Origin of the sequence: Paraburkholderia adhaesiva (assembly GCF_021390575.1) — a bacterium.
GTDB lineage: Bacteria > Pseudomonadota > Gammaproteobacteria > Burkholderiales > Burkholderiaceae > Paraburkholderia > Paraburkholderia adhaesiva.
Map to the genome: position 1 here is coordinate 418,074 of NZ_JAJEJQ010000004.1, position 25,988 is coordinate 444,061.

Annotated in this window: 23 protein-coding genes and 2 pseudogenes; 8 read left to right on the plus strand and 17 right to left on the minus strand. The window is 60.6% G+C overall.

The genetic code is table 11. The features are described from left to right. Positions 1 to 39: 39 nt before the first annotated feature. From L0U80_RS29700 to L0U80_RS29730, 7 genes and pseudogenes are all read left to right on the plus strand, one after another. Positions 40 to 549, plus strand: a pseudogene (locus tag L0U80_RS29700) (IS5/IS1182 family transposase); the annotation flags it as partial. Between the two features lie 201 nt (positions 550 to 750). Then, positions 751 to 2,364 (plus strand): ShlB/FhaC/HecB family hemolysin secretion/activation protein, encoded by a 1,614-nt coding sequence (locus tag L0U80_RS29705; RefSeq protein ID WP_233874669.1) that lies wholly within the window; start codon positions 751 to 753, stop codon positions 2,362 to 2,364. 29 nt (positions 2,365 to 2,393) lie between these two features. Continuing rightward, the gene (locus L0U80_RS29710) at positions 2,394 to 4,304 is read left to right on the plus strand and encodes a peptide transporter (RefSeq protein WP_233874670.1); all 1,911 of its coding nucleotides are present in this window, start codon (positions 2,394 to 2,396) and stop codon (positions 4,302 to 4,304) included. Between the two features lie 7 nt (positions 4,305 to 4,311). After that, on the plus strand, positions 4,312 to 4,686 hold the full coding sequence (locus L0U80_RS29715; RefSeq protein WP_233874673.1) for a hypothetical protein: 375 nt from the start codon (positions 4,312 to 4,314) through the stop codon (positions 4,684 to 4,686). Further along, positions 4,679 to 6,520: a methyltransferase domain-containing protein gene (locus L0U80_RS29720; protein WP_233874675.1), complete on the plus strand. Its 1,842-nt coding sequence runs from the start codon at positions 4,679 to 4,681 to the stop codon at positions 6,518 to 6,520. The genes L0U80_RS29715 and L0U80_RS29720 overlap by 8 nt, the downstream gene beginning before the upstream one ends. Before the next feature lie 25 nt (positions 6,521 to 6,545). Further along, a complete protein-coding gene (locus L0U80_RS29725) occupies positions 6,546 to 6,863 on the plus strand; it encodes a hypothetical protein (protein WP_233874677.1) in 318 nt (105 codons plus the stop codon). Positions 6,864 to 7,191: 328 nt separating this feature from the next. Then, positions 7,192 to 7,422, plus strand: coding sequence for a hypothetical protein (locus tag L0U80_RS29730; RefSeq protein WP_233874679.1), 231 nt, complete (start codon positions 7,192 to 7,194; stop codon positions 7,420 to 7,422). A gap of 167 nt (positions 7,423 to 7,589) precedes the next feature. Here L0U80_RS29730 and L0U80_RS29735 read toward each other — a convergent pair. From L0U80_RS29735 to L0U80_RS29815, 17 genes and pseudogenes are all read right to left on the minus strand, one after another. Further along, positions 7,590 to 7,736 (minus strand): annotated as a pseudogene (locus tag L0U80_RS29735) (IS256 family transposase); the annotation flags it as partial. Between the two features lie 69 nt (positions 7,737 to 7,805). Next, positions 7,806 to 8,015 (minus strand): hypothetical protein, encoded by a 210-nt coding sequence (locus L0U80_RS29740; protein ID WP_233874681.1) that lies wholly within the window; start codon positions 8,013 to 8,015, stop codon positions 7,806 to 7,808. Positions 8,016 to 8,266: 251 nt separating this feature from the next. Continuing rightward, positions 8,267 to 9,691 (minus strand): ISNCY family transposase, encoded by a 1,425-nt coding sequence (locus L0U80_RS29745; RefSeq protein ID WP_233863292.1) that lies wholly within the window; start codon positions 9,689 to 9,691, stop codon positions 8,267 to 8,269. A gap of 246 nt (positions 9,692 to 9,937) precedes the next feature. Beyond that, positions 9,938 to 10,270: a type II toxin-antitoxin system RelE/ParE family toxin gene (locus L0U80_RS29750; protein ID WP_233874683.1), complete on the minus strand. Its 333-nt coding sequence runs from the start codon at positions 10,268 to 10,270 to the stop codon at positions 9,938 to 9,940. Further along, the gene (locus L0U80_RS29755) at positions 10,270 to 10,557 is read right to left on the minus strand and encodes a type II toxin-antitoxin system ParD family antitoxin (RefSeq protein WP_233874686.1); all 288 of its coding nucleotides are present in this window, start codon (positions 10,555 to 10,557) and stop codon (positions 10,270 to 10,272) included. Before L0U80_RS29755 ends, L0U80_RS29750 begins: the two co-directional genes overlap by 1 nt. An 81-nt stretch (positions 10,558 to 10,638) precedes the next feature. Next, positions 10,639 to 12,663, minus strand: coding sequence for a GAP1-N1 domain-containing protein (locus L0U80_RS29760; RefSeq protein ID WP_233874690.1), 2,025 nt, complete (start codon positions 12,661 to 12,663; stop codon positions 10,639 to 10,641). Beyond that, positions 12,647 to 13,621 (minus strand): TRAFAC clade GTPase domain-containing protein, encoded by a 975-nt coding sequence (locus L0U80_RS29765; protein ID WP_233874692.1) that lies wholly within the window; start codon positions 13,619 to 13,621, stop codon positions 12,647 to 12,649. The genes L0U80_RS29760 and L0U80_RS29765 overlap by 17 nt, the downstream gene beginning before the upstream one ends. Further along, complete coding sequence (locus L0U80_RS29770; RefSeq protein WP_233874694.1) at positions 13,618 to 14,637, minus strand: TRAFAC clade GTPase domain-containing protein; 1,020 nt, start codon at positions 14,635 to 14,637, stop codon at positions 13,618 to 13,620. Before L0U80_RS29770 ends, L0U80_RS29765 begins: the two co-directional genes overlap by 4 nt. 4 nt (positions 14,638 to 14,641) lie before the next feature. Further along, positions 14,642 to 15,739 (minus strand): GTPase-associated system all-helical protein GASH, encoded by a 1,098-nt coding sequence (locus L0U80_RS29775; protein WP_233874697.1) that lies wholly within the window; start codon positions 15,737 to 15,739, stop codon positions 14,642 to 14,644. Further along, positions 15,739 to 17,055 carry a metallophosphoesterase gene (locus tag L0U80_RS29780; protein ID WP_233874698.1) on the minus strand — a complete coding sequence of 439 codons (1,317 nt, stop codon included), beginning with the start codon at positions 17,053 to 17,055 and terminating at the stop codon, positions 15,739 to 15,741. The genes L0U80_RS29775 and L0U80_RS29780 overlap by 1 nt, the downstream gene beginning before the upstream one ends. 427 nt (positions 17,056 to 17,482) lie before the next feature. Further along, positions 17,483 to 17,710: a hypothetical protein gene (locus tag L0U80_RS29785; protein ID WP_308444901.1), complete on the minus strand. Its 228-nt coding sequence runs from the start codon at positions 17,708 to 17,710 to the stop codon at positions 17,483 to 17,485. Between the two features lie 106 nt (positions 17,711 to 17,816). Next, entirely contained in the window at positions 17,817 to 18,020 is a 204-nt protein-coding gene (locus L0U80_RS29790; protein WP_233874699.1) for a cold-shock protein, read from the minus strand. A 150-nt stretch (positions 18,021 to 18,170) separates the two neighbouring features. Beyond that, entirely contained in the window at positions 18,171 to 18,512 is a 342-nt protein-coding gene (locus L0U80_RS29795; RefSeq protein WP_233874700.1) for a hypothetical protein, read from the minus strand. Position 18,513: 1 nt separating this feature from the next. After that, a complete protein-coding gene (locus L0U80_RS29800; protein WP_233874701.1) occupies positions 18,514 to 18,912 on the minus strand; it encodes a hypothetical protein in 399 nt (132 codons plus the stop codon). Between the two features lie 52 nt (positions 18,913 to 18,964). Further along, positions 18,965 to 19,369, minus strand: a complete 405-nt coding sequence (locus L0U80_RS29805) for a hypothetical protein (RefSeq protein WP_233874702.1) — start codon at positions 19,367 to 19,369, stop codon at positions 18,965 to 18,967. Between the two features lie 38 nt (positions 19,370 to 19,407). Next, the gene (locus L0U80_RS29810; protein WP_233874704.1) at positions 19,408 to 20,952 is read right to left on the minus strand and encodes a hypothetical protein; all 1,545 of its coding nucleotides are present in this window, start codon (positions 20,950 to 20,952) and stop codon (positions 19,408 to 19,410) included. Positions 20,953 to 21,079: 127 nt separating this feature from the next. Next, positions 21,080 to 22,777, minus strand: coding sequence for a site-specific integrase (locus L0U80_RS29815; protein WP_233874707.1), 1,698 nt, complete (start codon positions 22,775 to 22,777; stop codon positions 21,080 to 21,082). A 187-nt stretch (positions 22,778 to 22,964) separates the two neighbouring features. On the opposite strand from L0U80_RS29815, the gene L0U80_RS29820 reads away from it, so the two are divergent. Further along, positions 22,965 to 25,940 carry a Tn3 family transposase gene (locus tag L0U80_RS29820; RefSeq protein ID WP_233874710.1) on the plus strand — a complete coding sequence of 992 codons (2,976 nt, stop codon included), beginning with the start codon at positions 22,965 to 22,967 and terminating at the stop codon, positions 25,938 to 25,940. Positions 25,941 to 25,988 lie beyond the last annotated feature (48 nt).

A 25,988-nucleotide genomic window follows, 5' to 3' on the forward strand; every position in this document is an offset into this window, starting at 1 on the left:
GTTTTATCTGCCTTGTGTTTTTCGCTGCCGGACGTGCGGTTTGCCGGCCTGGTGATGGACGACGTGATGTGAAACCACTCGACCTTCAGCAAGAACGGTGACCGGCTGCTTGAGCACGACGTCATCGTGGGGTTGTTCAACGAGGCGGTCGAGATGGCGCTCGCACGTGGCTACCTGCCGGACGAGAATTTCAGCGCGGATGGCACACTGATTCAGGCGTGGACCGGACACACGCGCTTTGTGCGCAAGAACTAACCGGATGACGATGCGTCACGCGATGGCGGTACGCGTCAGCGTGAGCGCTGTCACGGTGGGAAACGTAGCAACGAGATGCACAGGATTGAGCAAGGACAGCCAGACGGAACTGTTTCGCAGAACCATCGCACCAGTGCGCTGCTTTACTACATCGGGCACCTCCTCACGGATATCCGGCATGGTCTGGTCGTGAATGCGCAGGTGACGCAGGTAAGTGGCGGTACGGGAGGCTGCGGCTGAAATGCTCGCGACACAGCACAATTTATTGACGTCCCGATTACGGTTGGGGTTGATTTGAGAGATTCAGGAAATTTAGGCCTGCATGAGAAACCGGTCTGACCGTAGTGATCCGTTTTGGGTTGCGTGCGCGCATGTGCAGATTACCCCAGGCAGGTGAGAGTTATGCATATGCGTAGAAAGTACGATTTCCGTGGGTCGAAACATCGATGGTGGTCTGGTCTGGCGAGCGGACCGGTCGTGGCGCTTCTATGGGCAATGAATGTGTCCTGCGTGCAGGCGGGCGAATTGGGGCCTTTCCCGGCCACATTGGCTGACAGCGCGCCCGTCATGGTGCGCGCGTTTCCGGCCGGCAGTCCTCAGGAAAAGGCCGTCCAGGCGGCGCTGCAGGACGCCCTGCGCCAGGGCGTCCCGCCCACCACGTTGCAGGAAGTCGACCAGTGGTCGACACGTCTCACTGCCGACTTGCGCAAGGGGGGATTCCCTCTTGGCCAGGTGCTGATGACGCAGCAGGATTGGGAAGCTCGCTCCCAGACGGGACAGTTGGTGTTTACGGCCTTCCCGGGCCGCGTAAGCGAGATCGTCATCCATAACAAGTCACGCGTGGCGGACGACCGGCTCCGGAGCATTGTGACGCACGCATTGTGCGGGAGCGCGACGCTCGGCGAGGAATGTCTGTTCCAGACCTCGCGGTTTGAGCGGACCACTCAACTGCTGCAAGATCTCCCGGGCGTGGCGCTCGACGGTGCTCCGCAGTTCGCACCAGGCACCGGCACGGGTACGGTGAAGGTCGAGTTCCCGGTGACGCAGAAGGGGAAGCCCGTCTCGGTAAGCGCGTCGATCGATAACAACGGGATTGAAACGACAGGGCGCACGCGCGCCGGAGTGAGCGTCTCCGCCAATAACTACTTCGGGCTCGGAGAAGATTACGCGTTCACGATCACGGGTACCGACAAGCGGATGTGGACCGGGTCGGTAGCCGGAAGTATTCCGATCTTCTCCGACGGTCTACGGCTGACTGGTGGCTTCACCCGGCAGCAATATTCCGTTCTGGCCAGCGGAACGCCTCTGGCCGGTGTAGCCAACACGGTCTCCGCGGGTTTTCTTTACCCCTTTACGCGAGGCCTCGACAGGAACGTCTGGGGCGGTCTGTCGCTGCTGCATACCAACACGTCCGTCGAGTTTAGCGATTTCGGTGTCGGGACACGCAGCAAGCTCGACTCAGTGCAACTCTCGCTGGCAGCCAACAACGGCGACCGAGCGCAGCAGTTGCGCACTAACGTGTGGAGTGCGCAGGGCGCGTTGACCGTAGGGCACCAGCGTAACGATGACCCTAGCGATTCCGTAACTCAGCGCGGAGGGACTTACGTCAAGGCGACGGGCACCGGCTTTGGCACCTATGCGCTGGACCGCACAGGCAACCTGTTCCTGAGCGGACGCGTCACGGGCCAGTTGGCGGACCGGAACCTGGATTCGAGCGAGCAGCTCACGCTCGGCGGCCCGACGGCTGTCCGCGCGTACCGCCCCGACGAGCCGTCAGCCGACGAAGGCATTGTTGCGAACGTGGGGCTGTACCGGCGGTTTTCTATAGCCGCGGGTCACCAGATCCAGCCCGGAGTCTTTGTCGACTATGCGATCGCCCGCATGAACCACAGCCCATGGACGAACTGGGCTTCCAGCTACCCCGGGGTGCCCAACGTAAAAAATATCCGGAATCTCGCCGGTTACGGAGTGAGCGTGGACTGGCTCACCCCCTACGGTGCAACTGTTTCGGCATCTGTCGCAAAGCCATTTGGTTTCTCGGATGGCTCATGGGTTGAGCCGGGTCGCAAGCCCGTGCAGTTCTGGCTCGGTGTCACCTGGAATCACTGATAGCTCCGTCTTTACTTTGTGAATACATCATGGCAGACAAGTTTCCACTGAACGAATTCGAATACCACGCCTACCGGCGCGACCGCGAGCAGGCAGCGCGCACGCTGATCCGGCTTCTTGAGATCGTTGACGCCAACTACGGCGTGCTGATGGACATCGATACGTGGGCGCAGTCAGAATCGGCCCGCGACATCATGGATGATCACCTGCTTACGCGGCTGACGAGCGCGATCACGACCCTTGCAACGGACCCCGAATTCTCGGTCTCGGACTTCGGTGTAGCCCGCCTCGCATTGTTTCACCGGTGGTTGTCGGCGCTCTTTTCGGCGAGCCCTTTCCGCAATGCTGACCACATCCTCCGTTCGCTGGGCACGGAGTCGGACGCCAAGAATATCCTGCAGCTGCGCAACGCCGAATCGCGCAAGTTCCAGCTCTTTTACCTGACCGACTCCGAGGTGCGGCTGGACTGGGACGTGCTCTGGGAATTCGACAGGGTGCGGGCGGCCAACCTTGCCATTTCCATTCTTTCCACGCGGCTGATGGCCTCGCCCTCGGCTCACGCGAAGCGGGAAATGCTGCTGCGCTGGCTGCCGCCGCGCCTGCCCGAGCTGGAATGGGACCAGTTGCCCGGCGGCGTCATCCACGACGCCTACATGCACTGCTCCTATGCCGACCAGCCCGGCAAGCACGACATCAAGCGCTCCATCAATGCGCTGATCCGGCGCAAGCTGGCGAGCCTGGAGATGCTCGACGTGACGCGTCCGGCGCAGGCGCCTGCGGCAGGCGAAAAACCCGTACTCCTGGTGGTGCTGGAGTGGTTTTCCAAAAACCACTCGATCTACCGCACCCACTCGCAGACGATGGTGGCCATGCGTGACAAGTTCCATCTGGTCGGCATGGGCTACGAGAACAGGGTTGACGACGTCGGCAGGGAAGTGTTCGACGAGTTTATCCCCATCCAGGGCGCTCACCTCTGGGAGCATGTGGCGCATGTGCGCGAGGTGAGCGAGACCCGTAACGTCCAGGTCATGTACATGCCCAGCGTGGGGATGTTCCCGACCACCATGGTTCTTGCCTGCCTGCGGGTTGCCCCGCTGCAGATGATGGCGCTGGGTCATCCGGCGACGACGCACGGGCACGCGATGGATTATGTGGTCGTGGAAGAGGACTACGTGGGCGACGAGGCGTGCTTCAGCGAAAAGCTCCTGAAACTTCCCCGCGACGGGATGCCGTACCGCCCGCCCGCTGCGATGACGCAGATGAAGCTCGAGCGCGGGCACCTGGGGTCGCCTGCGACGCCGGATACGGTCAGGATTGCGGTGGCGGCTACCATTATCAAGCTGAACCCGGGGTTCCTGCGCATGTGTGGCCAGATCGTGCGTGAGGCGAAGGTGCCGGTGGAGTTCCACTTCCTCGTCGGTCAGGCGAGCGGGATCACCTATCCGCAGCTTCGCCACATCATCCGGCGGCTGGTGGGCGAGAAAGCGGTGACGCACAAGCACCAGAACTATGAAAGCTACATGAAGGTGATCGCCGACTGCGACATGTTCATGAATCCGTTCCCGTTCGGCAATACCAACGGGATTGTGGATACTGTCTGGGCAGGGCTCGTGGGCGTGTGCAAGACCGGACCGGAAGTGAATGAGCACATCGACGAGGGAATGTTCAGGCGGCTCGGTTTCCCGGAGTGGACGATTGCTGACACGCATGAGGATTACAAGGCGGCCGCGTTGCGGATGATCCACAACGTTGAGGAACGTCACCAGCTTGCTGCGGAGCTGGCCGGCCCGCAGGCCATCGAGAAGCTCATCTTCAAGGGGCGTCCGGAGATCCTGGGCGAGCGTATCGAGGCGCTGTGGCGCGAGCGCTTTTCCGATGCCATTCCAGCCGCCACCGGGGGGCGCCGGTGGAAGCGGAGCAAAACCCGGGTATCTGCGTGAGACGTCCATGGCCAGGACCATCTATCCCGCCTGCCGGTTGTCCACGGCGGGCGGGGATTTCGTGAACATCGGGCACGTGTGCGCGCTGGATGCCATGGGGTTCGACGCGACGCTCGCGTACTTCAATGCAGGCATCGGCGCAAGCCGGATCGCCTGTCGGTCGACCCCTTTTGCGGATTTCCTTGCGCGCGGGGAGAAATTGCTGGCTGTTGCCTGGTCGCCGGGGGAGCGGCCGCTTGAGGCAACCAGCGTGCACACGGCGTTCCGCTCAAGCTCAAGATACCCGAAGCACCGGAACGTGCCCTGGGTGCGGGTCCGGAATATGCCGCGCGAGAAGATCGGTCGTGCGCCCGGCCGGTGGGAAAGGACGACCCATGCATGAAACCCGCAAGTCCGTGGTTCGTCGGGCGCGAGAGCCCGCATTCGTCGACCACTATTTCCGCGGCGCCGGCATCGACATCGGTGCCGGCGACGACTGGCTGGGCAGCTATGCCCACATGTTCCCGCTCATGGGGCAGGTGGTGGCCTGGAATTCACCCAGAGGCGACGCGGTTCATGTGAAAGGTGTAGAGGATGGGACCTACGACTTTGCCCATTCCAGTCATGCACTGGCGAACGTGGCTAATCCGGCACACGTGCTCGCGCGCTGGCTCGATATCGTCAGGCCGGGTGGTTACCTGATTGTCACGGTACCCGACGAGGACCTTTACGGGAAGGGCGTCTGGCCCAGCCGGTTCAACCGCAACCACAGGGTGAGCTTCACCATCGGCAAGCCGGGCGCGCCGGACGACGGCACTGGAGCCCGGCTGCCGCATTCGGTCAGCGTGCTGGATCTGGTGGCGGCCATGCAGCCGGTGGCTGCCTGCGAACGCCTGGTACTCCTGCGGGACTTCTACGACGGGAAGTGCCCGGGCGTCGATCAGACCGCCAAGGGCGTGGCCGAGTGCGCCATCGAAATTGTGTTGCGCAAGCGCGAGGTACCGACGCCCAGGATGCTGGCCGACGAGGCGATCCGGGCAGAGAGTGCCGAAGCTGGCCTCGCGGCATGCCGGCGTGCGCTGGCACTGTACCCGTACCGGTTCGACGTGTACCACCGCGCGATGGTGCAGATGATACGCTGGGGCGTGCCCGCAGAGCAGGACCGCATGTGGGAAGAGGCGCTCGCACGTCTGCCCGATAACATGAGTGTCCGTCTGTACCACTGCCTGCATGAGATCATGAGCGGCCGGCTGCAGAAGGGATTTACCCTGCGTGAGGCGCGTCTGGCGCATTCGGAGTGGCGCCGCCGCACGAAGGTGCAGCCGCCCGAAGATATCCCGGCCTGGACGGGCGAGCCGCTTGTCGGCAGGTCGATCGTGATCTGGAGCGAGTTCGGACTGGGCGACGAGATCTTCTTCTTCCGGTTCGCCCGCATCCTGCACGAGAGGTGCGGCGCCGCGCATGTGGCCGTGGTGTGCCAGGCGCCGTTGCTGGAGCTGTTTGCGGCCTCCGGTGAGGCGGACGAGGTGGTGGACATCGCGCACGTGGCTGATCTTGCGCCTTGCGACTACTGGGTGTATCCGCACGCAATTCCAGCGTACCTGTCGTTAGAACTCGACGGGATGCAGTCCTGCGTGCCGTACCTGCGCGTACCCGAAGGGCAGCCGTTGCCGGTGGCCGTGAAGGAGACGCGCGGCGACAGCCTGAAGGTGGGAATCGTGACAAGAGGCGACCCGACCCACGAGAACGACACCGCCCGGTCCCTGTCGTCGCTCTCGCGCCTCGACAGCCTGTTTGAACTCGAGGGCGTGGATTTTTTCAGCCTGCAAAAGGGGGAAGGAATTGAGGAGTCAGCCCGCTACGCGCGGGAGCGTAAAAACTTCCATGACCTGGGACCGGACCTGCGGACGATGGCGCAGACGGCCGCCGCCATCCGGAGTCTGGACCTGCTGCTGACGGTGGATACGTCGGTCGCGCACGTCGCTGCGGCGATGGGCAAGCCGGTATGGCTGATGCTGCCGCTGATCTGTGACTGGCGCTGGCACTACCTGCGCGAGGACAGCCCCTGGTATCCGACGCTGAGGATCTTCCGCAACAGCTGGAACCGCGATATCCGGGACTGGACGGATGTGGTCAAACGGATCCGCAGCGAACTGCAGGCGTGGCGAGACCGGCTGTGCGACGGGGCGCACTCTGGCGAACGCATCGCGGACCGGTTGTGGCGAAGGCATCCGTGAGATTCACAATGACAGGACTGACATCATGTTCAACCAATCCACAGACCGGCTCGTTTCGGGTGCGGTCACTGGCGCGCTGCTCACGGCTGCCATCGTCATCCTGACGATCTGGCTGGATTTGCCTTCGTGGCGTCACGCTGATGCGTTCGTGCGCCTGGCGGTACCCGCGGCAATCTCGGCGGCGCTGTTGTTTCCGCGGCCACTGCTGCTGCGTACGGTATGGAAAAGCCGGCGCGATCCATGGGTGTTCGACGAGGACCTTGACCAGCTCATGCGCGGACGTGCGGTCGGTCTGGTGGGTGGAATGTTCATCGGTATTACGCTGGCCGGGCAGATGCTCTGAGAAGGATCACGTCAGGGATGCAAAGAACAACTTAGGGCGGGCAATGAGAGCGGAAGCAAGGGCGACCGGGTTTCCACGGGCTCGTTCATCTGGTGGGGATTGCGCTTCCTGCAATGGGCATGTTCCTTCTTTGCACCGCGCTCGCTAGCCATGCACTTACCGCAGGATCGTTCAGCAATGGCTTGCACTTTTTTCTGAAGCAGGGCGAAACAGGCATGCGGCAGGCCGTGGATCGTGGCATACGATCGGACCAGGGCTGACTGCTGCGTGCAATGACGTACGGCGAGACTTCCGGGGTTACGGTATGACACATACAGGCGAGGCAGCCATGACGCCGCCCTGGGGCAAGGCACGCTTCAAGCTGTTCTTTGGAGCAAGGGGGACGGTGGTCCGCGTGACCACCGTCCAGAGCAGCGGTAGCGCGGAACGCGACAGGCAGTGCATCGCGTATTGCTGGCACCGCACGGTTCCGCTGCGCAAGAAGGGGGTGCGGACGAACGCGCAGTGGTTCATCCTGGACATCGACGCGCACGCGGTACTGGACGTATCGCCGCAGTGAATAGCGGAGCGCGAGCAGGGCCGCATCGGCGATGCGGCGCGAGGCGCAGCGGTTGCGTCCTGGATCACAACAACATGGGCATCCTGCTGCGGCGCCAGGGCCATGTGGGGACGAAGCAGATGCAGGGGGGCAGAATTTCCGTGTTCAAGGCGGATTGAGAATCGCACGGATGGTCGAACGAATCGATCCGCGTAAAGGATAGCGAACTGGTTCATCGCTGTCTTCCAGCCGTGAGCAGCACGCCCCCAATCGGCAGCGATATTGCGCAGCGCCAGCCAGATGAGTTTCGTGGCTGCGTCGTCAGCCGGGAAGTGTCACCGGGGTCCTGATGATCTTGTTCAGTTCGTCGATTCTCTAAAAGCAACTAACTGTCTGTCGCAAGCTTATCCCGCAATCAGGCAACGTGCCAAGGTGGCCCGGCAGGAGCTGCGGGCAGGGCTGCGGATTTTATCCACAAGGTTGTCCACCGAAATTGTGGAAAACTGTGCACCGGATGTGCGCCACGGCTTCAGCCTGCCGTCCGCCACGTCCTGAATGACCTTGAACCGGTCCAGCTCCCGCATGCTCATCGTGATCATCCCGGTACAGGCCATTGGCGGCTCCACGCATCGGTAAAACCGCCCAGCATGCACCTCAAGTCAACGCGGGGTACGACATCTGTACTTTGCTCAGGTACGACACTACTACTTTGCTCTTACACGTAATGTCATGGCCAGATACAGATGTCCGATCTCCGGCTCAATAGAAATGTCCGGTTTTGAAGGGAGTTGATTCTGTCTTTCCGGGGTTGAACTTCCATCGTGTTGAAGGGTAGAGGATGAAGCAGCAGGGCGCTGACGTCTATTCAGCGGCTCCTTGCAGACCGCGGGCCCGGTTTTGAATCTGACTTTGGGGCCTGCGCCAGCTTCACGATCACCGCGTCCATGTCCGCCTGCGTGAACTCGCGTTGCTTCTTCGTGCCAGGCACGCGTGCCTTTGCACGCACCGGCTCACCCTGATTCGTGCGTGATGGCGAGCCCGAGGCACGCCGATTGTCGCGCTGCGCCTGCAGCGCCTGCGCCACCTGCAGTGCGTGTGCCAGCCGCTTGTGCTCGATCACCGCGCCCTGGTCCACCCCGGTGAGCCGGTCGTACTCGCGGTACGGCAGCACGCGAGCCTGCGCCCGCAGTTCGATGCGCCCATCCGGGTACTCCCAGACCTCGATGTAGCGATGCACGAGCCTGCGGTTCTGGGGCGTATCGTCGAGCAGGTACATCACGCGGTCGTACTGCACCGTGAGCGACTTCGTCACCCGCCGCGTTTCGCGCCAGGTGAGCAGGGCGTCCAGATCCTCGTCCCCGCGCAGCGGCCGGTGCGCGTCGAACGTGCTGCGCGGCGCCTTCGCGAAGCGCATGTTGTAGGCCGCCATGAAGGCGGGGGCATACGCGTTGGCCTTGCTCACCGTGCTGATGCCACGCAGCCGCAGCTCCTTGACGAGCCGGTCCTGCAGCGTCAGGTGTGCGCGCTCGACCCGCCCCTTGGCCGAACTGCTGTTGGCGCAGAACGTGTCGATGTTCAGCTCGTACATTGCGCGCCCGAAGTGCGTCACGCTGTGGCCAGTCTTGCCGGCGCTCACGCTGCGGAACACGCTGGCGCGGTCGCTGTACAGTGCCACCGGCTTGCCGTGACGCTCCAGGTACGCGCGCGTGGCCTCAAAGTAGCTGAACGTCGATTCGGTCTGCGTGAAGTGCAGGTGCATCAGCCGGCTCGTCGCATCATCGACGTACACCAGCAGCGTGCAGGCCGGCGCCCGGTCCTCGAACCAGCGGTGGTCGCTGCCGTCGATCTGGATGAGCTCGCCCAGGCACGCACGCCGCGCACGCGGCTGGTAGACCTTCGGCGGGCGCTGGGCGCGCGGAATCCACAGGCCCGCATCGCGCATCCATCGGCGCACGGTCTCCCTGGCCAGCGTCATCCCGTGGCACTCGCGCAGCTTCTCGCAGGCCAGCGTCGGCCCGAAATCGGCGTAGCGCTCGCGCACCAGCGCCATGGCCCGGGCCCGCAGGTCGATGGACAGTTCCCGGTTGCTCGGCCGCCCGCGTTTGGACGAAACCAGCCCGGCCGGACCCGCGGCCTCATAGCGCCGGCACAGCCGGCTGATCTGCCGTACGCCGAGCTGCAGCCGCTCAGCCGCCTGAAAACACCGCAGGCGGCCTTCAATGACCGCCTCGATGACCTTGACCCGCTCGAGTTCGCGCATGCTTGCCGTGATCAGCTCACGTCCGTTCATGGTTCGCCCCTGGTCGACGCCTCACGCGAGCGTGCGCTTCAACCAGGGCAGGAATCGGACATCTCTAATGAGCCAGAACCGGACATTTCAAAAAAGCCGTAACACGTAAAAATGCGATAATTAAGATTATGTTAAATTGAGTCGCGCGGGTGCGGCCTGTTTGCTCGTGCTGTGCACGAGCAAACAGGCCGAGACGGATTCAACTCAGGAATCGTTGTACAGAAGCCCGCCGGGACGGACTGTTGATCACTGCACTGGGCCCACAGGGCGCATGGAAAAGATTTCCATCCAGTTCTGGCCGCCGTACGTGATGCCGACGAACGTGACAGCCAAAGTCGGATCATCGACTACATAGGCGAGGATGGTTTCGCCCTCGATGTTCCAGGTTCGCAGCCCCGGCATGACGTCGTCGTGCCGTCCCCCTCGATTCGGAAACGTGGCGAATTTTTCGCACGTGTCAAACACGGTGGATCGGTAGCGATCGATAGACGCATCGGAGCGATCGTGGTCCACCATGTATTCCTCGATATTGCGCAGCATCTCGTAGAACGACTGCAGGTATTGAACCTTGTACTGCATCAGCCAGCCGCCCCCTTCTTTGCTCGACGCTGCTGCCTGTTCCGATCAAGGTGTTCCTCGATCTGCTCCCGGGTCATCGCACTTCCCGGGTTGGCCTTGTACTGAAGATAGCTCGGGACCACTTTCTCGGTCAGCCATTGACGAACCGCGTTGTCGCGCTCCTTCAGCAGCCGGAGCCCATCCCGGATTACCTCGCTATCGCTGTTGTAATCACCCTCTGCGGTTCGTTCGCGGACAAATTCGAGCAGCTCCGGAGTCAGCGTGATTGTCAGGCGTTCGCTCGCCATGATTAAGCCCCAATTTAAGACTGTATGACACTATCATACACCGCGCTCGCCCGGTTGGAAAAGACGCGGCGTGTCACGGCGCTACCACCAGGAGAATGGCCAGCCTCCGCTCTTTTTCTTGTCGTGGTCTTCCAAGGCGCGATGAATACACGCTTTCGCCGTCACGCTGAGGTCTGATATCTGCAGAGCGGCCTTGAGGGCATCCGAACCACCTCTTTTGGCGACCTCGCGCGCTAGCTCCAGAATCTGCTCTCCATCATTGCTCAACTGCAAGGCGCCGCAATCGGAAGACGATACTGGCCATCTGGTCAGTGCGCTGTCGATCACTGATCGCATGCCATAAGAAGTGGCGCTCAAGCGTGCCAACGACGTCTCGAGGTACCGCGTTTCACGGCTGCTTAGGCGGTACGATTTAACCGCACGATACAGGGGGGCGAAAGTTATCCCGGCCAGCTTCCGCGATGCAGGGTCTTCAAGCCGAAGCGATAGCAGATACCCAATTATGAGTGACGAGGTTCCGGCAGGAGGTGCCTTCTCCAAGATTGTGAAAAGCGCAGACCAAATTTGGATGTGGTCGAAAGGCGGCGGCTGCCCAATTTGCGCCGCTGCGAGGACTTCAAGCATGTCCGGCGTAATCGCGTCTACGTTTTCAGCAAGAAGTTGCAGACGAGAAGGACGCGCAACGATCCAGATAGCGATCTTTTCCCGAATCTTTGCATTCCCTTGCTTAAACAGCGCAACTCCGATGCTTTCCCCGTTAGCAGATAGTGCTTCCAGAAGCGCTCCAACGGTATTCGGCCCTATCGTCGGTCGTAACGCACTGAGCACCGCGGCCCAATCGACGTCTCTAAATTCAGCAACCCGACTGATCAACGCTCCTCTGGCCGCATCATCAACTGGCCACCATTCGGGCGTTTCCAGCACATCGGGCCGTAGTTGCGCCATTGCAATCCGATTAATATCACTGGCTGCTCCAGCAACGACGGCGCTCGGCGAATGGGTGACCACTTGCTTGAACAAATCTAACGCAAACCCATCGCTTTCAGCCGACAGGCAGGAGTCCAACAGCGCGCGCATTTGCTGCGACGAAAGCGAGGTCAACCGCTTAGCCAGCGGGCCAGAATCGACGTCTACTGGCGCGCTGCCGGCCATAGACACGAGTTTCATGACGTCATCAAACTCGATCGTCGCTACAACTGCAGCTGCAATCAGATCTCGCGCGAGCCGAGGCATCTTCCCGTCCACGATCAAAGGACGAGCCGCAGCAAGCCGTTCAACCGGGGCTGCCTCACGAGCCTTTAGAAAGAAGCTAGCAACTTGAGCTGCAGATCTACGGGGCACCGGACTCTCTATCGCGTACCGACCCAAGAAAGCTCTCAGGTCGGTCGGTCCCGCAATGGGAAGATCATCAAGCAATGCTGAGTAGCCCTCTGGCTCTGAAATTTGCGCTACATCAGTCGATTCAAGCGTATGCATTGAAAATCGCATTGTGCAGGCGAAGTTAAAGCCAGAAAGGCCACCGCCTTCCGCGGTGGTGAAGGCAAACTCGCGTCGAAGAGCTGGCCACATCTGACGCCACAGCGCAAGCGCGAGGATTTCGTCGCTGCTACTCCTCGTTGAGCGCACAATCACATCGTCTGCTGGACAATCGCCATACAACTGAAGTAAGGCGCTCTGAGCTTGGGACTTGGAAATGTTGATATGCGTGGTCTTACCGCCTTCAGCTGACAGGATCACAGGGCGCCTGTATTCGTCAAACTTTTCAAGACGAGGCGGTTGGAAAAGCGACTGCAGGAAAAGCAGGTCTGGAAGAACAACCAGCGTCTGGTAGTCGAGTAAAAGTGAGTGAGTCCAGACGCTTCCTGGTCGGTATCCTTGTCCTGCCGGCCAAGTGCGTGCGAGCACGTACCTCGATGCTGACTGCAGAGGGTAAGCAGTGAGGTATGACTTTCCGCTGCTGAATGCTGATGTCGCCAGCAAATCGCTAAGTACGAGCATGACGGAGCGCGCCTGGTCGTCGAGCACGGCTGAACTGGCTAGTTCGCGATGCCCGCGATCATAACCATGCAATGTCTGCTCAATGCGGACTTCAGCCTTCCACTGCATCACTGCCGCCTGAAAAATGAATCATCCACCCAATGGGGGCGGTGATATCGTGCGCGTCGGCTCCATGGCCCACAATGTGGATTCGTTCGGAGGGACGGATAATTTTCTCGAGTGCCTCCTTGTCTTCTGGAAGACGACCGTCTTGCGCACTTACTCCATAGACGCGCGAATTCCAGATGTCCTTGTTTGTTTCAAGAAATTGTCCGAGCATGGGGCGCCGGGTTGACAGCCACTTATCAGGTGTCATCTCCTTGTCCTTCATGACTAGGTCCCATGCCGACACGATGACTGCAATTTTTCGGCATCGCGCACGCAATGGGCGCCGGTTCGCGATCTGCAGAAACTCTACGATCTTGACTTCTTCCGGCATGTGCTCGGGCTGAAAGCGATTCGCCGTCTGTTGTTCGATGGCTTGAACAGATTCGTCTGTCGCGTCATCATGTCCATCATCGGCATGGGCGGCTTGGACGACGCCGGCTGTCCCGCTGGATTGAGCATCGCCAAGCGTAGCGTCCTCACTCTGCGCCAGTTCGCTGTCAAGAATGTCAGCGAGCTCGTCGATCAGCATTGCGTCGTCTGCGCGATCCGCATTCGTGAAAAGTAGAATGCCATCTGACTGGGCAAGTGCATCGAAGAGATCCGACTGGCATTGACTGATGCAAGCAGGCTGCTCGAATACTTCTCCGCGCAAGTCCGGTATGAGAAGTTTCGTATCGGCGCCCGTTTTCCTGTCCGCGACGTGAAGCTCCACCCAACCTTCTGTTGCCGGCTTTGTCCTTTCGATGCGTCTACAGTCAAGCCATTCCTTCTCAAGCTTGTTCAGGTGCGCCTCGTGCGCTGACAATCCTACAAGACAGAGGTCGGTCGGTACTTCATCGGCAAGCAACAAATGGCGCAACGCGGCAATGAACGTGCTCTTGCCCGAGTTCGGTATTCCGACTACGAGAAGGCTTCTCATGATCGCTTATCCCAATACGGAAGCATCAACGTATCCAGTTCCGTCATGGCGGAAGGAAATATTTTAGTCAACTGGAACAGCCTCGGGGCGGTCGTGCCAAACACATTATCGATCAGTTCGGTCAGCCCTTGGCCTATCTCTCCTCCCTCCGCCTGCTTTCGCGAAGCGGTTACGAGCGCGATCACCTGTACACTGCCCTTCGTCCGTCGGGAAAGGTCGGTCGCGAGCTCCAGCAGCGTAGCCATCGATTTTTCCAGCGCGCCCGCTGCTTTGAGCTTGTCAGCTTTTGTACCGACTAGGCGAACTACCTTGCCATCGAGAACGCCGCCCTGATGCATCGCCATCAAGAGTCGGCGCGCGTACGATATACAAACATGAGGCGACGCTTCCAGATGGTGCAGGTCAATCAACAGCAGAATGACATCTGCGCGCCCAAGCTCGGCAAATTCGCCGATTTGCACCGGCTGATCAACCGCAGTGTCGAAATGTTCGCCCGAACGATCCGAGAAAATCAAGTCTCTTATCCCTGATCTCGTCGCAATCCGCAGGTGCGTGAAATTAAGCTGCGCAGCTCTCGGTGTGCGTGGAGTGTCGGGTGCGTCGCCGTTGGATGCAATTCGCGCCAGATGACAGCGCTCTTCATAGCCCCTCAATGTTTCAGAGCCGGCAAACCGATAACCAGCAAGTCGTCCACGATGGAGGAGCTCGTATATGGTGGCGATCATCGTGGTCTTGCCGGTCTCCGGCCCAGCTGCGATGCCTACCACTATTCCGCCACGTTCCCGAAGCAACCGGTCGCAGGCATGCACGTCAAGACTTGCAGCTATCCCGGTCCCAGCCATTGATCTGGCTGCATGCGCCTTCGCATCTGGTTGTGTGCCTTGTGCGATTTCTTCCGCTTTTTCAGCAACGGGAACGACATCTGGGCATTCCTTGAAGCTTAGCTCATTGATGCATATTCCTGACCTCGGCCCGCCACACCCCGGCACCCTGCATTCGAATGCGGAAGTATCCATGGACTCACTCATCAAGGGCACTCAGAAGCAGCCGCTCGCGATAGACCTGGATCGCAACCTGCTCCGGCGTAATGCCGGTGGCCAACGACAGCCCCGTCACGCGTTCAAATCGGGGTTGCCAGTCTGACGCGTCGTCGCTGGCAGCGGCGAGTCCTAGCGCCGTGGTGATGGGGACGAGGCTGGCGACCGCAGTTTGAGCAACGGCGGCACAGTGTGTCTGCCGCCATTTGCGGTTTGGAGCCGTTGCAGCTTCTGCGATCGACAGGGGCTTCTCCTTACGTGGACGACCCTTCTCGAGCACCATCGCAAGAAGAGCAGGTGCCGCAAACAGTCCTGCAGTCGTCGCACTCTTTTCTGCGAGTTCTTTCGCAGCAAGCACTGCGGCCTCTATAGGCGGGAAGCTTGCAAATGGTTTGCCAGTGTCGATGCTCCAACCGCTGTTCACCCACCAGTACACGCGCATCTCGCTTTCCAGTTTGCGCAGGTACGCGAGAATAGCGTTATCGTTTCTTGCCGCTGCGAGTGCGCTTGCTTCTGCATATGTGGCGAGTTCTGCAAGCGCGGCATGCGCATGCTGTATTCCATTGGCCGGCTGCTGTCTGGCCGCAGGTTGCGCGAGATTTTCCAGGGAATCCGTCAAGGCGGACGGTTGCTTGCTGTATGTCCGGTCCTTCGGGACCTCGTTGCTAGCCGATTGGGCAGCGGCCAGAGCGTGCTCGGCCAGAGAAAGAAGCTCACCATCGGCGACAGCGGGCCGGACACCACCGAACGACGCAGTGACAAGGCAAAGCGAAAGATAGTCAGCGAAGTTGCACTTGGCTTCGAGACAGCAGGCGATCGTGCTCGCAGCCAGCAGGGCGGCCTCCTTGTCCTGTGGGGCGACATCGAAGGTTGGGTCTTTTTCCGAGAAAAACGTCCAGAACTTCTCGTCCGCTTCCATCCCTTTCAGTCCAAGGGCGCAGCTGACCAACCCGGGAACGTGCTCAGCGCTTATGCTTTCACTCGCGGCCAGCACTCCTTGTCCGCGCGCCTCAATCAATGCAGCCTGTGTTGCCAGCCCTAGTTTGCCGTACAACACCCCCATGCGTTTAATCGCTTCCACTATTGTTTCTCCTGTTGATCGATCAACGCTTCGAGCGCGTCCAACTGCCCGCGTTCCCTTGCTCGTGCTAGCGATAGCTTGAAGCGTTCAACATCCGTGAGCCTGCTGTCGCTCTCTTCCGCCAGACGTAAGTGCCCGACGATTTCATCTTTCTTTGAGAGCGAAAGGCGAAAAAATCTGTACACGATCATCCTGAAACGACGCGGCTGATCCACCGGTTGAGTTTCACTGTTCACGTCACCCTCGAGCGTTGCGAACGCCGCCTCTGTCTGGTCTTCCGCAGTCGTCGACCGACGAGCGAATGTGGCAGGAAGATCAGGCAGGACGATGTCTACACTAAACACAGGCTTGTGCCCGACATCTTCAACAGCGCGAAATTGCGGAGGATTCCCTTGCCATTCCCGGGCATGGACATCGATTTTTAAGCGTCGCGGGGGACCGCTTTCGACATGAACTTCGATGAGGTTGTAGCCGGGACGCCAGTTCGGTTCCGCCCTGTGCGGATTGATGGACCCGGCAAACAGCTTGATCCAGTCCCGCCCCGCCTGGACGCGCTGATTGTGTTCGTGACCAAACACGTGAATGCGTGCAACGCCCTCAAAGGCACGGTCGGCCTCATCCCCGTCAGCCAGCCATTTCGGCGGATGGTGAGCCATCACCATATATTCGACACCGTCGCGACGAGGCAACGTCAATGCACGTGAACCGAGAAACAGGCTTCTCTCGACGTCGGCCAGCCCGGAAAGCAGAGCTGTGTTGATTCCGCGGATGCGAAGTGTCGATCCGTCGTTAAGCTCAAAATCATGTTCCCAGACGTAGGTGCGGTCATCGGCGAAGAACGATGATTGATACCGGGCGGCGAACGCGTTGTACTCCGAAATCGGGGAGTAAAAGAGCGCCCTGGCATCCGGCTGTACAAGACGCTGGGTCAACGCCTGATCGCGTTCATAGAACGACGGCCCCTTCCGGATCGCGTCATGGCCATCCTGAATCAGGGGGTTGCGCTGGATAGCCGCCCGGTCCACGTCATGATTGCCCGGACACATCAGTACGGATTCCGTTCCGCATCCGGCGGCCTCGCACACGCTGTCCAGCCACTGGGCCGCATCGTCAAACTCACGCCGTTGTCCCGCGTATGCAATATCGCCAGAAACAAGAACCGCATCCACGGAACCGAGATGACCGACCATCTCAGCAATGTCCCTTCGTACCAGCTCCCTCAACTCACGATCGGGATCAAAGCCGAAGGAAGCTGCGCGACAGTTGAAATGGATATCGGACAGATGGACGAAGCGACGCTTCTGGATAGCTTGCATGTGAAGACTGGCCTCCTTTTATCTTTGAACACGGTCATTCTGCCCGAGTCCAGGCTCGGGAGCGAACCGCTTGAATGCAACCATGTCCTTCTCGCAACCATGTTGGCAGAGCGGCACGAGCACCCCTTGCCGTGCTCGGTGCACGGCGGTAAGTCTTCCGCACAAAGTAACAGTGCCACCTGCTAGCAGAACAGACCCTATTATATTCCTAGGTGCTTTTCGCGCCCTGGCAGTGCACGAACAACGGCATGCAAGCGCCCCCGGCACGGAGATCATCGATTCTGCCAAGTTTGCTGAAGGAGGCTAGCGGACAGACTGACGAACCGGTGCCCATGTTCCAGTTCATTCGGTGTGGAATACCACGCTTCAATGTAGCGATGTACTTCGGTTGGTGTTGGACCGTAGAGACTTGTGATGTCCCGGCCAGTCAGCGGAACAGGTCGATGAGGCGCTTGGTCGCCTGGCCAGCTGCTGTTGGCGCGATTCGGAAGAAGTCAGTATTCACGCCGGCGTCACGCGCTGCCCGCAGCCAGTTCGGCATGGCGCCCGAACCGTTCCACTCATTGCCGAACGCATCGCGGTAGACCGGCGCATGATCCAGGTCGTACTGAATGGATTCGGCGAGTGCCTCTGGTGTAATGCCGAACTCCGCCATGCGGCGGCGCATCTAGGCAATCAGCCGCTCGCGGGCCTCGCCATCGCGAATATTGCCTTTCATAAAGAATATGAACCTCGTAATGGCAAGGCAGAAAACCCGATGCTTACAGCGGCTGGATATTCGCTGCCTGCTTGCCCTTGGGACCCTGCTTCACCTCGAACTGGACCTTCTGGTTTTCCTGCAGCGTCTTGAAGCCTTCCGTGCGGATCTCCGAGAAATGAGCGAACAGATCTTCACCGCCGCCATCGGGCGTAATGAAGCCAAAGCCTTTTGCGTCGTTGAACCACTTGACAGTACCGGTTTGCATTTTGAATCTTCCTGAAGTGGATAAAAAGAAGGCCGAAGCCCCGACGTGCATCATAATCAAAACGGCGTACCGGAACCAGCCGGAGTACCGTTAGCGGGAAAAGAATCAGGCTTGTGTCGCGCAGCTATTGTGTCCGGTGACTATCTTCTCCTACGTCTCATCGCAGATCTGGTGCCTGCAGATTTTGGTCGATGCCAGTGGCAGTGGTTCGAGTGCGATCCCCCAGGCGTTGAGCAATCCATCGAAGCATGGTTGGGCACTCGTATGAGACACCGGCAATGCGACGCCGGTGATCTGGTAGCGTACCCGCTCCTTCGCACTTGCGCCACGGCGAACGATACGTTTAAGCGCACCATGTCGAACGGCGTACTGCACGGCGTCGGATGCTGTGCGTGAACTCATCAGGCTGGCTGCAGTAATCTCGCCAACCGTAGCGTCGGTGCGTTCACGTAACCACTCCAGCAACAATTCGGCCTTTGCGTGTGTACTCATTTCAATGGTCCCTGGCTTGTGCCCCGGATGATTTGCTGGAGATCGACAAAGTGTCATGTCTGTCCGCCAGGGCCTGCCGCAACATCGGCCGCGTGTACTTTTCGACGGGATCGACTTCTCGCGAATCGTCGCGATGATAGAACTCGCCATTGTCGAACGCGTGAAAGACAGACCACGCAAAATCTGAAAGATGCCATTCTGAGAGTGGCATCATGTTATTGGCAACGCCGTCGCAAAAGGTGAAATCGCGTCGTTCCTCAAGAAACTCGATGGCAATCCATCGGGCGAGTTCGTCGAAGAAGCTGGGTCTTGATATGTTCGCGGCCAGACACGCGGCATCTACATCAGCCTGGCGCAGTTCCTGATCGCCACAACGAGTGGCCAGATCCTCAATATTCATGCCGCAATTATATCTCCTCGCCTTTGGCTCTCTGGCTGAGTGCCAGGAACTGTCAGCCGGTGCCCGCTTCGGGATCCTGCGCAACCTGCTGGAACTCCTTCATCATTCTGTCGTTGACACGGTCCCCGCTCTGCAGGGCCAGCAGCGACTGCTCGAGCACAAAGGCGACCAGGTCGCTGGGCAGTGACAGGAACTCGATCAGGTTCAGTCCAAAGTGAGCCAGTACCTGGCGCTTCTGATACAACCGGATCCGCTCGTACAGCAATCCTCCGGAGGAGATGTCTTCGGCCTCGTGCATGGCAACCAGCGAGAGCGTCGCGCCCCGGTTATCGAGCGCGTGGTTGTAGATGCCGTAGGCCGTCTCGTAGCAGTCGCGCAGCAGCAGCTGCGTGTCGGTCGAGTTCGCGATTGCCGGTGCTTCCTCGAGCGCGAACTGTACCGGATTGTCCTCGGGCACGCGGGCGCCGAAGTCGGGCTGCGAGACGTGCGCGCGCCTTAATCCCTCTGGTTGATCTGGCTCACCTTCTGTCCGAGCAGGGTAAAAAAAGTGTTTTCGACATTCATCGGCAGGATGTGCGGAAAGCGTGGCAGACGGTTTTCTTCATCGGGCGCCACCGTATTCGTGCCGATCAGTGCAATGGTGCAGTCGTCAATATACTGCCGCACGTGCGTGAAATAACGGGTGCGCACCTCCTCGTCCGGCGAGAGCTCGTTGATCGCGTTTTCGAGCGTTTCGCGATCGACAATGCCCGAATCGCTTCCGGCCGCCCCAAAGTGGATTTCCTGCACCCAGTGCACGTACTGGCGCATGTTGGTGGCCTGCCCGTGCGAAAGGATGTAGCTGTTACGCTTTTCATCGGTGGGCGGGACCTCCATCGCACGGTCGACGAGCCGCACGATCTCGCCGATCCAGCGCTCGCCGGCGAGCACATAGTCGGCCGCCGACGGCACCCGCAGCGTCATGGCAATGTCGCTCGTGAGTTGCACGCGCCGCGGCTGCCCGATCGTGAACTCGCTGCGATAGCGCTTTACGCTCTCGGCGCTCATGGTGCTGCTGCCGCGTCCCGCCATGTGCCGCACCTGCCAGGCGGTGAGCGCCTTGTTGTCGACCCACAGCAGCTTGCTCACGTTCAGCCTGCTGCGCAGGATCTTTTCTTCCTTCGTGGCCGGATCGATATACGGGCGCGCGTACTGGAAGCCGCGCGGCCAGATCGAGCAGGCGAGCCCCCAGAAGAGGATGGGCAGGTCGGGCGCGAGAATCAGCTCGCGCAGTTTGACGGGGTCCTTCTCCTGCAGCGACGTGTCGTGCAGATGGTCGATGGCAAAGTCGAGCAGCCATTTCGTGAGATACGACGACGTATTGGCGAAGGCAAAGCCGGTGGTGTCGCGCCCCAGATCGATCTTGTCTTCCATGAGATGGCGATTCAGCTCCAGCATCGCCATCTCGTTGGGGGCCTTGATCGAGACATGAAAGCCCGAATGAAAGAGCGGCACCTGGATGACCGCGCCCAGCCCGAGCATCGAGCGGATCTGCAGGATGGCCTTCTCGCCCGAGACCTTCTCGCTGGGCGCGCTTGCAAACGACAGGCGCCCCAGATTGATCCTGCCCTGCTCGGAACTGATGCCCTGGCGCCACTCACTGCCCTCGCGGCTGACCGACTTCTGCCACTGGTCGCCGCGTGGCGCGAGCGTGTTGGCGGCGCTGGCCATGCGGTACCACTCACGCCCGTCCTCGGTCTTCGTGATATCGATATTGGGCAGCGTATCCATGATGGCGCTGATGTGCTGACGGGTACTCGCATGTCCCACCAGAAAGACGTCTTCCGGATTCCAGTCGCGCTCAAGCGGCGGGAACGTTTCATATTCCTGAATGGTTGTCTTCGAGGGTTCGAGCGGCGCGACAACGACATTGACGTTTTCGGGCTCCTCGGCCTCCCCTCTCGCGTCGGGCTCACCGGAGCGGGACGGCTGTGCGTCCGGTGGCTCTTCAATGGGTGCGGCGCTCGCGGCGCCACCGTCCTCCCCGGTGGCCGGCACCACCTCGAATCCATCGGCGGGCTCACCGGCCGGTACGGTGTGCCCTTCGGGGCGCCCTCAAGAAACGGATTTTTACGTACGTTAAGCCGCGATCACGGCGGATTTCGCCGCAAGTCGGCTGGTTCGCTCGCTACTTCTTGTTGCGCCGCCCAAAAGCCTCACTAAACTGACGGGAGCGCTTGAGGTCGTCTCCACGCAGGTACATCGAGGTCGTTGAGATGGATGAGTGACGCAGGTTATCGCGTACGCTTGTCAGCTCCGCGCCGCGCGCCAGTGCATGACTGGCGTGGGAGTGGCGCATCCAGTGTGGGCTCGCGCGGCGCATTTTTTCCGCCAGGAGCGGGTGATCGCCCTCAATCGCGTCAGCGGCCTCCACGAAGAACCGGCGCATGACGCGCCACAGGCGCGCGCCCGTAATCCCGGCACTCTCATCCTCCCCAAGGCTGGCAAGAATTGGCGTAGCCGGGTTCCAGCGCTCCCGCGAGACCGGCAGACTTCGTTCAAGCAGGGACTGATCAAGCGCGTCGCTTGCCAGCGGCGGCAACGCCACCCGGCCGGGTTTTCCGCCTTTGCCAATGAGGTAAAGCCACGACTCTCCGTGTTCGTCAGGGCGGATATCGCGTAGCACGGCACCAACGAGTTCGCTTGCGCGCAGGCCTGTCGCATAGCCGAAGTCGAGCAGGAAGCGCAACCGCTGCGCAGCCGCATCGGACCAGCCGTACGACCATTCGAGTCCGTCAGCAATGGCTCGCAGCAGCAGCCACTCGCCTTCGGTGAAGCCGCGTGTCGTGTCGAGCGCGGGGCGTAGCGCCGCACCGCGAACCTTCACGCCGGCAAAGGGGTTGGCCAGCACGTAGCGCTGCTCGATGAGCCAGCGAAATAGCGCAGAGAGAACCGTGAGTGCATAAGCTGTCGAGCGAGGCGACAGGCCGCCTGTGAAGGGGCGCCATTCAACCGAGTCCCGTGGCCGCGGCGGACCCACCCAGCGCTCGCGCGGAGTGGGACGCCGCACGAATGCACGGTATGCGATCGCATCGTCGGTCGTGAGCGACGACAGCGCGAGGCCACGCTCGACGATGGCCCAGAGGATCAACCGCTCAGCCTCCTTGCGATACGCACGCTGGGTGGCAACTGTCTCGTGCAGCGAGAGCCACGATTGCACCGCCTCGTAGTCGTTTGTCGCGTTGAGCGTGCACGCATCGCGCGGCGCCCGGTACGTGCCCTGCGAGCCGTCGACCTCATGCGGCAGACTCAACTGCTCCCACGGCACGATACCGGCTGGCAGCGTGAGCGTGATCAAAGCACGGGCGCGTTCGGTCAAGGCCGGATGCGCGGCAAAGAAAGCCTCGATAGCGTGCGCGCCAGTTGCCCCAAGCCCCTTGATCCCGGTCCACCACTGGCGCCGGCGCGGAATTCGCACTGTCAGATCTGCCAGCGTGCGAATGCCATGGGCATGCAGCGCACCCACTGTGCGCGCCGCGAACCACAGCGCGACATCGTCGGCTACTTGCGGTTGTGGAACGGGCAACGATCCAAGCGTCCGGATCGCGCGCTCGACCGTGTCCGCCCGGGCGTGCCGTTGCGCGGATGGATGTTCGAAGACGGCCGCCAGATCGGGCCGATGCCGCTCATGAGCGAAGGCGACCAGTTGCCTGCGGATGTCTCCGATCAGGCCACGCGAGGATTCGCCAGTTGCCCTGCGCTCGGGCAGATAGCGGGCTACGGCTGCGCGCGAGGACAGGCCCGCATACCAGCCGCGCAAGGCGGCCAGGGTGTCGGCGTCGGGGAAACCCTGCCCGACGGGAGCCTGGGTCTGACGCGTTTCCATGGCTTTAGCTTTTCATCTATGAAGTGAGTGGCGCGATAATATCAATTATCTGAACCACTCGGATCGGTGATCGTTTTTCTGAAAGCTGCTGTATAGTGAAATCCGTAACGCGTGCCTGGCGCATGGCCTTCCCGAGGCGTTTCGCCCGGAACGGCGCGATTCGATAGCGACGTGGAGACTAACGAAAATGCCTCGACGTGAATTGCTTACTGCGGCACAGCGCTTCGAACTGCTTGCCTTTCCTGATGACGAGAGCGCGCTGATTCGTCTCGCCACGCTGTCGAAGGAAGATTCCGCCTTCATCCGGCAACACCGCGGTGACCATAACCGGCTTGGTCTGGCCGTGCTCATGGTTTATCTGCGTTATCCCGGTCGGGTGCTGGGGCCTAACGAACAGCCACACGCGCGCATACTCGGCATCATTGCCGCACAACTGCGAGTCACGTCAGCGGTGTGGGACCTGTATGCCCGGCGAGACGAAACCCGGCGCGAACATCTGCAGGAGCTTCTTGCCCGCACGGGGCTTGTCCAGTTTACGCGCGGGCACTATCGTGAACTGGCCGCGCTCCTGTTGCCCGTCGCCATGCAGACGACTCAGGGCATTGTACTCGCGCGTGCTGCGGTGGAGGCGCTCCGGCGCCAACGCGTACTGCTGCCGCCTGTCGCCGCGCTCGAAAAGCTCTGTGCGGCCGTGGCAACCCGGGCGCAACGCGACGTGTACAGGTTGCTCACCCGGGCGCTAACCGATGGACAACGCACGGCACTTGATGCGCTACTGCTGCCCTACAGCGAGCGCCCCGTGAGCCGGCTGGCCTGGCTGAGGCAATCCCCCGGAGATCCCAGCGCGAGGGCCGTGCTGGCCCATATCGAACGCCTGCGGGCAATCCGGGAGATCGGGTTGCCGCCGGACATTGGCCACAGTATCCATCAAAACCGGCTGCTGCAACTCGCCCGTGAGGGCGGGCAAACCGCCGTCTACCAGATCGAGGAGTACGAGACCGATCGACGTCATGCCACGCTGATCGCGATCCTGCTCGACACATCGGCGAGCTTGACCGACGAGACTATCAACCTGCATGACCGGCTGATCGGTTCCTTCTTTACCAAGGCCAAACACAAGTACGAGAAACGTTTTGCGGCCGATGGCAAAGCGGTCAACGAGAAGGTACGTCTCTACGCGAAAGTCGGCGCGGCGCTGATCGCGGCAAAGGAAGCGAAGTCTGATCCGTTCGAGGCGATCGAAGCAGTCGTGCCATGGGAAGCATTTACCGCGAGCGTAAAGGAGGCGCAGGATCTGGCCCGTGATACCGAATTCGACTCGATGGCGCTGCTTGCCGAGCACTATATCCAGCTTCGGCGCTACGCGCCGACGTTTCTCGATACCTTTGAATTTCGCGGGGCGCCAGCGCGGCAAAACCTGCTGGATGCCATCGCCTTGCTGCGCGAGATGAATCGCACCGAAGTTCGCAAGGTTCCGGCCGACGCGCCCACAACATTCCTGGGACCAAGATGGAAGCGATTCGTCATCAAGGATGACGGTGTCGATCGCAAGTTTTATGAGCTGGCAGTCATGAGCGAGTTGAAGAATGCGCTGCGTTCGGGCGATATCTCGGTGCCAGGTAGCCGGCAGTTCAAGGATTTCGACGAGTATCTGATCTCGAGAACCGAATTCGACAGTCAGCGTCGTGATGATCGGCTCGGGCTCTCGGCCCCCACCTCGGCGAGGATCTGGCTTGACGAGCGCCTCGCCCGTCTTCGCGAAGCGCTCGACGAGACGAACCGGCTGGCCGTTGCCGGTGAACTACCCGACGTCGAGCTGAACGAAAGGGGGCTCAGGATCACGCCGCTCGACAACGCGACGCCGCCGGCAGGTAAAACGCTCAGGCAGCGCGCGTACGACCTGCTGCCGCGCGTGAAGATTACGGATCTGCTGCTCGAGGTCGATCAGTGGACCGGCTTCACGCGACACTTCACGCATCTGAAAAATGACGCCGAACCGGCAGATCGCACATTGTTGCTCACGGCAATTCTCGCCGACGCATTCAACTTGGGGCTCGAGAAAATGGCCGATGCCTGCCCCGGTACAAGTCTCGCGAAGCTCTCGTGGCTGGTGGCCTGGCACATTCGCGACGAGACCTATCAGAAAGGACTGGTTGATCTCGTCAACTATCAGCACAAGCTGCCTTTCGCCAGCTACTGGGGCGAAGGCACAACCTCGTCATCGGACGGGCAGCGCTATCAGGCCGGAGGTCACGGGCGCGCGGCTGGCTACCGGAATGCGAAGTACGGCAGCGAGCCCGGCGTCCTGTTCTATACGCACATATCCGACCAGTACGCGCCGTTCTACACGAAGGTCATCAACTCGCCGGTGCGTGACGCCACGCACGTACTCGACGGGCTGCTTTACCATGAGTCGGATCTGCTGATCGAGGAGCACTATACCGACACCGCCGGGTTTACCGATCACGTGTTCGGATTGTTCCCGTTCGAAGGTTTCGTGTTTGCACCGCGCATCGCTGATCTTCCCGACAAAAACCTATATGTACCGGGGCAGGCGTCCGACTGGCCCGCCTTGAGCGCCTTGATCGGGGGCACGATCAACCAGAAGGTGGTCGAGCGGGAATTTGACGACGTGCTTCGACTGGCGGCCTCGATCAAGCAGGGGACCGTGACGGCCTCCCTGATCCTGCGCAAACTTGGTGCGTATCCGCGGCAGAATAGCCTCGCAGTCGGTCTGCGAGAAATAGGCCGGATCGAGCGCACGCTGTTCACTTTGAAGTGGCTGCGGGATCCGGTACTGCGGCGCCGCGTGTCGGCCGGGCTGAACAAGGGCGAGGCCCGCAATTCGCTGGCGCGGGCGGTCTTCTTTTACCGACTCGGCGAGATCCGCGACCGTTCATACGACAACCAGCGATACCGGGCCAGTGGGCTGAATCTCGTGGTGGCGGCCATCACGCTGTGGAACACCGTCTATCTGGAGCGCGCGATCGCAACTTTACGCCAGCATGAAGAAATCGATGAAAGCCTGATGCCGCACGTCACGCCCCTTGGCTGGAACCACATCATTTTGACCGGGGACTACGTCTGGCATGCCAACAAACGGGTTGCCAACGGGAGGTTCCGGCCGCTGCGGCCTGTCAAATCAGGAACCCCGAAGTCTTAACGTACGTAAAAATCCGTTTCTTGAGGGCACCCCTTCTGAAACCGGCTG

Coding starts and splice junctions, on each gene's coding strand:
- L0U80_RS29705 (WP_233874669.1), top strand. CDS start 751: ATGAATGTGTCCTGCGTGCAGGCGGGCGAATTGGGGCCTTTCCCGGCC.
- L0U80_RS29710 (WP_233874670.1), top strand. CDS start 2,394: ATGGCAGACAAGTTTCCACTGAACGAATTCGAATACCACGCCTACCGG.
- L0U80_RS29715 (WP_233874673.1), top strand. CDS start 4,312: ATGGCCAGGACCATCTATCCCGCCTGCCGGTTGTCCACGGCGGGCGGG.
- L0U80_RS29720 (WP_233874675.1), top strand. CDS start 4,679: ATGCATGAAACCCGCAAGTCCGTGGTTCGTCGGGCGCGAGAGCCCGCA.
- L0U80_RS29725 (WP_233874677.1), top strand. CDS start 6,546: ATGTTCAACCAATCCACAGACCGGCTCGTTTCGGGTGCGGTCACTGGC.
- L0U80_RS29730 (WP_233874679.1), top strand. CDS start 7,192: ATGACGCCGCCCTGGGGCAAGGCACGCTTCAAGCTGTTCTTTGGAGCA.
- L0U80_RS29740 (WP_233874681.1), bottom strand. CDS start 8,015: ATGGCCTGTACCGGGATGATCACGATGAGCATGCGGGAGCTGGACCGG.
- L0U80_RS29745 (WP_233863292.1), bottom strand. CDS start 9,691: ATGAACGGACGTGAGCTGATCACGGCAAGCATGCGCGAACTCGAGCGG.
- L0U80_RS29750 (WP_233874683.1), bottom strand. CDS start 10,270: ATGCAGTACAAGGTTCAATACCTGCAGTCGTTCTACGAGATGCTGCGC.
- L0U80_RS29755 (WP_233874686.1), bottom strand. CDS start 10,557: ATGGCGAGCGAACGCCTGACAATCACGCTGACTCCGGAGCTGCTCGAA.
- L0U80_RS29760 (WP_233874690.1), bottom strand. CDS start 12,663: ATGCAGTGGAAGGCTGAAGTCCGCATTGAGCAGACATTGCATGGTTAT.
- L0U80_RS29765 (WP_233874692.1), bottom strand. CDS start 13,621: ATGAGAAGCCTTCTCGTAGTCGGAATACCGAACTCGGGCAAGAGCACG.
- L0U80_RS29770 (WP_233874694.1), bottom strand. CDS start 14,637: ATGGATACTTCCGCATTCGAATGCAGGGTGCCGGGGTGTGGCGGGCCG.
- L0U80_RS29780 (WP_233874698.1), bottom strand. CDS start 17,055: ATGCAAGCTATCCAGAAGCGTCGCTTCGTCCATCTGTCCGATATCCAT.
- L0U80_RS29785 (WP_308444901.1), bottom strand. CDS start 17,710: ATGGCGGAGTTCGGCATTACACCAGAGGCACTCGCCGAATCCATTCAG.
- L0U80_RS29790 (WP_233874699.1), bottom strand. CDS start 18,020: ATGCAAACCGGTACTGTCAAGTGGTTCAACGACGCAAAAGGCTTTGGC.
- L0U80_RS29795 (WP_233874700.1), bottom strand. CDS start 18,512: ATGAGTACACACGCAAAGGCCGAATTGTTGCTGGAGTGGTTACGTGAA.
- L0U80_RS29800 (WP_233874701.1), bottom strand. CDS start 18,912: ATGAATATTGAGGATCTGGCCACTCGTTGTGGCGATCAGGAACTGCGC.
- L0U80_RS29815 (WP_233874707.1), bottom strand. CDS start 22,777: ATGGAAACGCGTCAGACCCAGGCTCCCGTCGGGCAGGGTTTCCCCGAC.
- L0U80_RS29820 (WP_233874710.1), top strand. CDS start 22,965: ATGCCTCGACGTGAATTGCTTACTGCGGCACAGCGCTTCGAACTGCTT.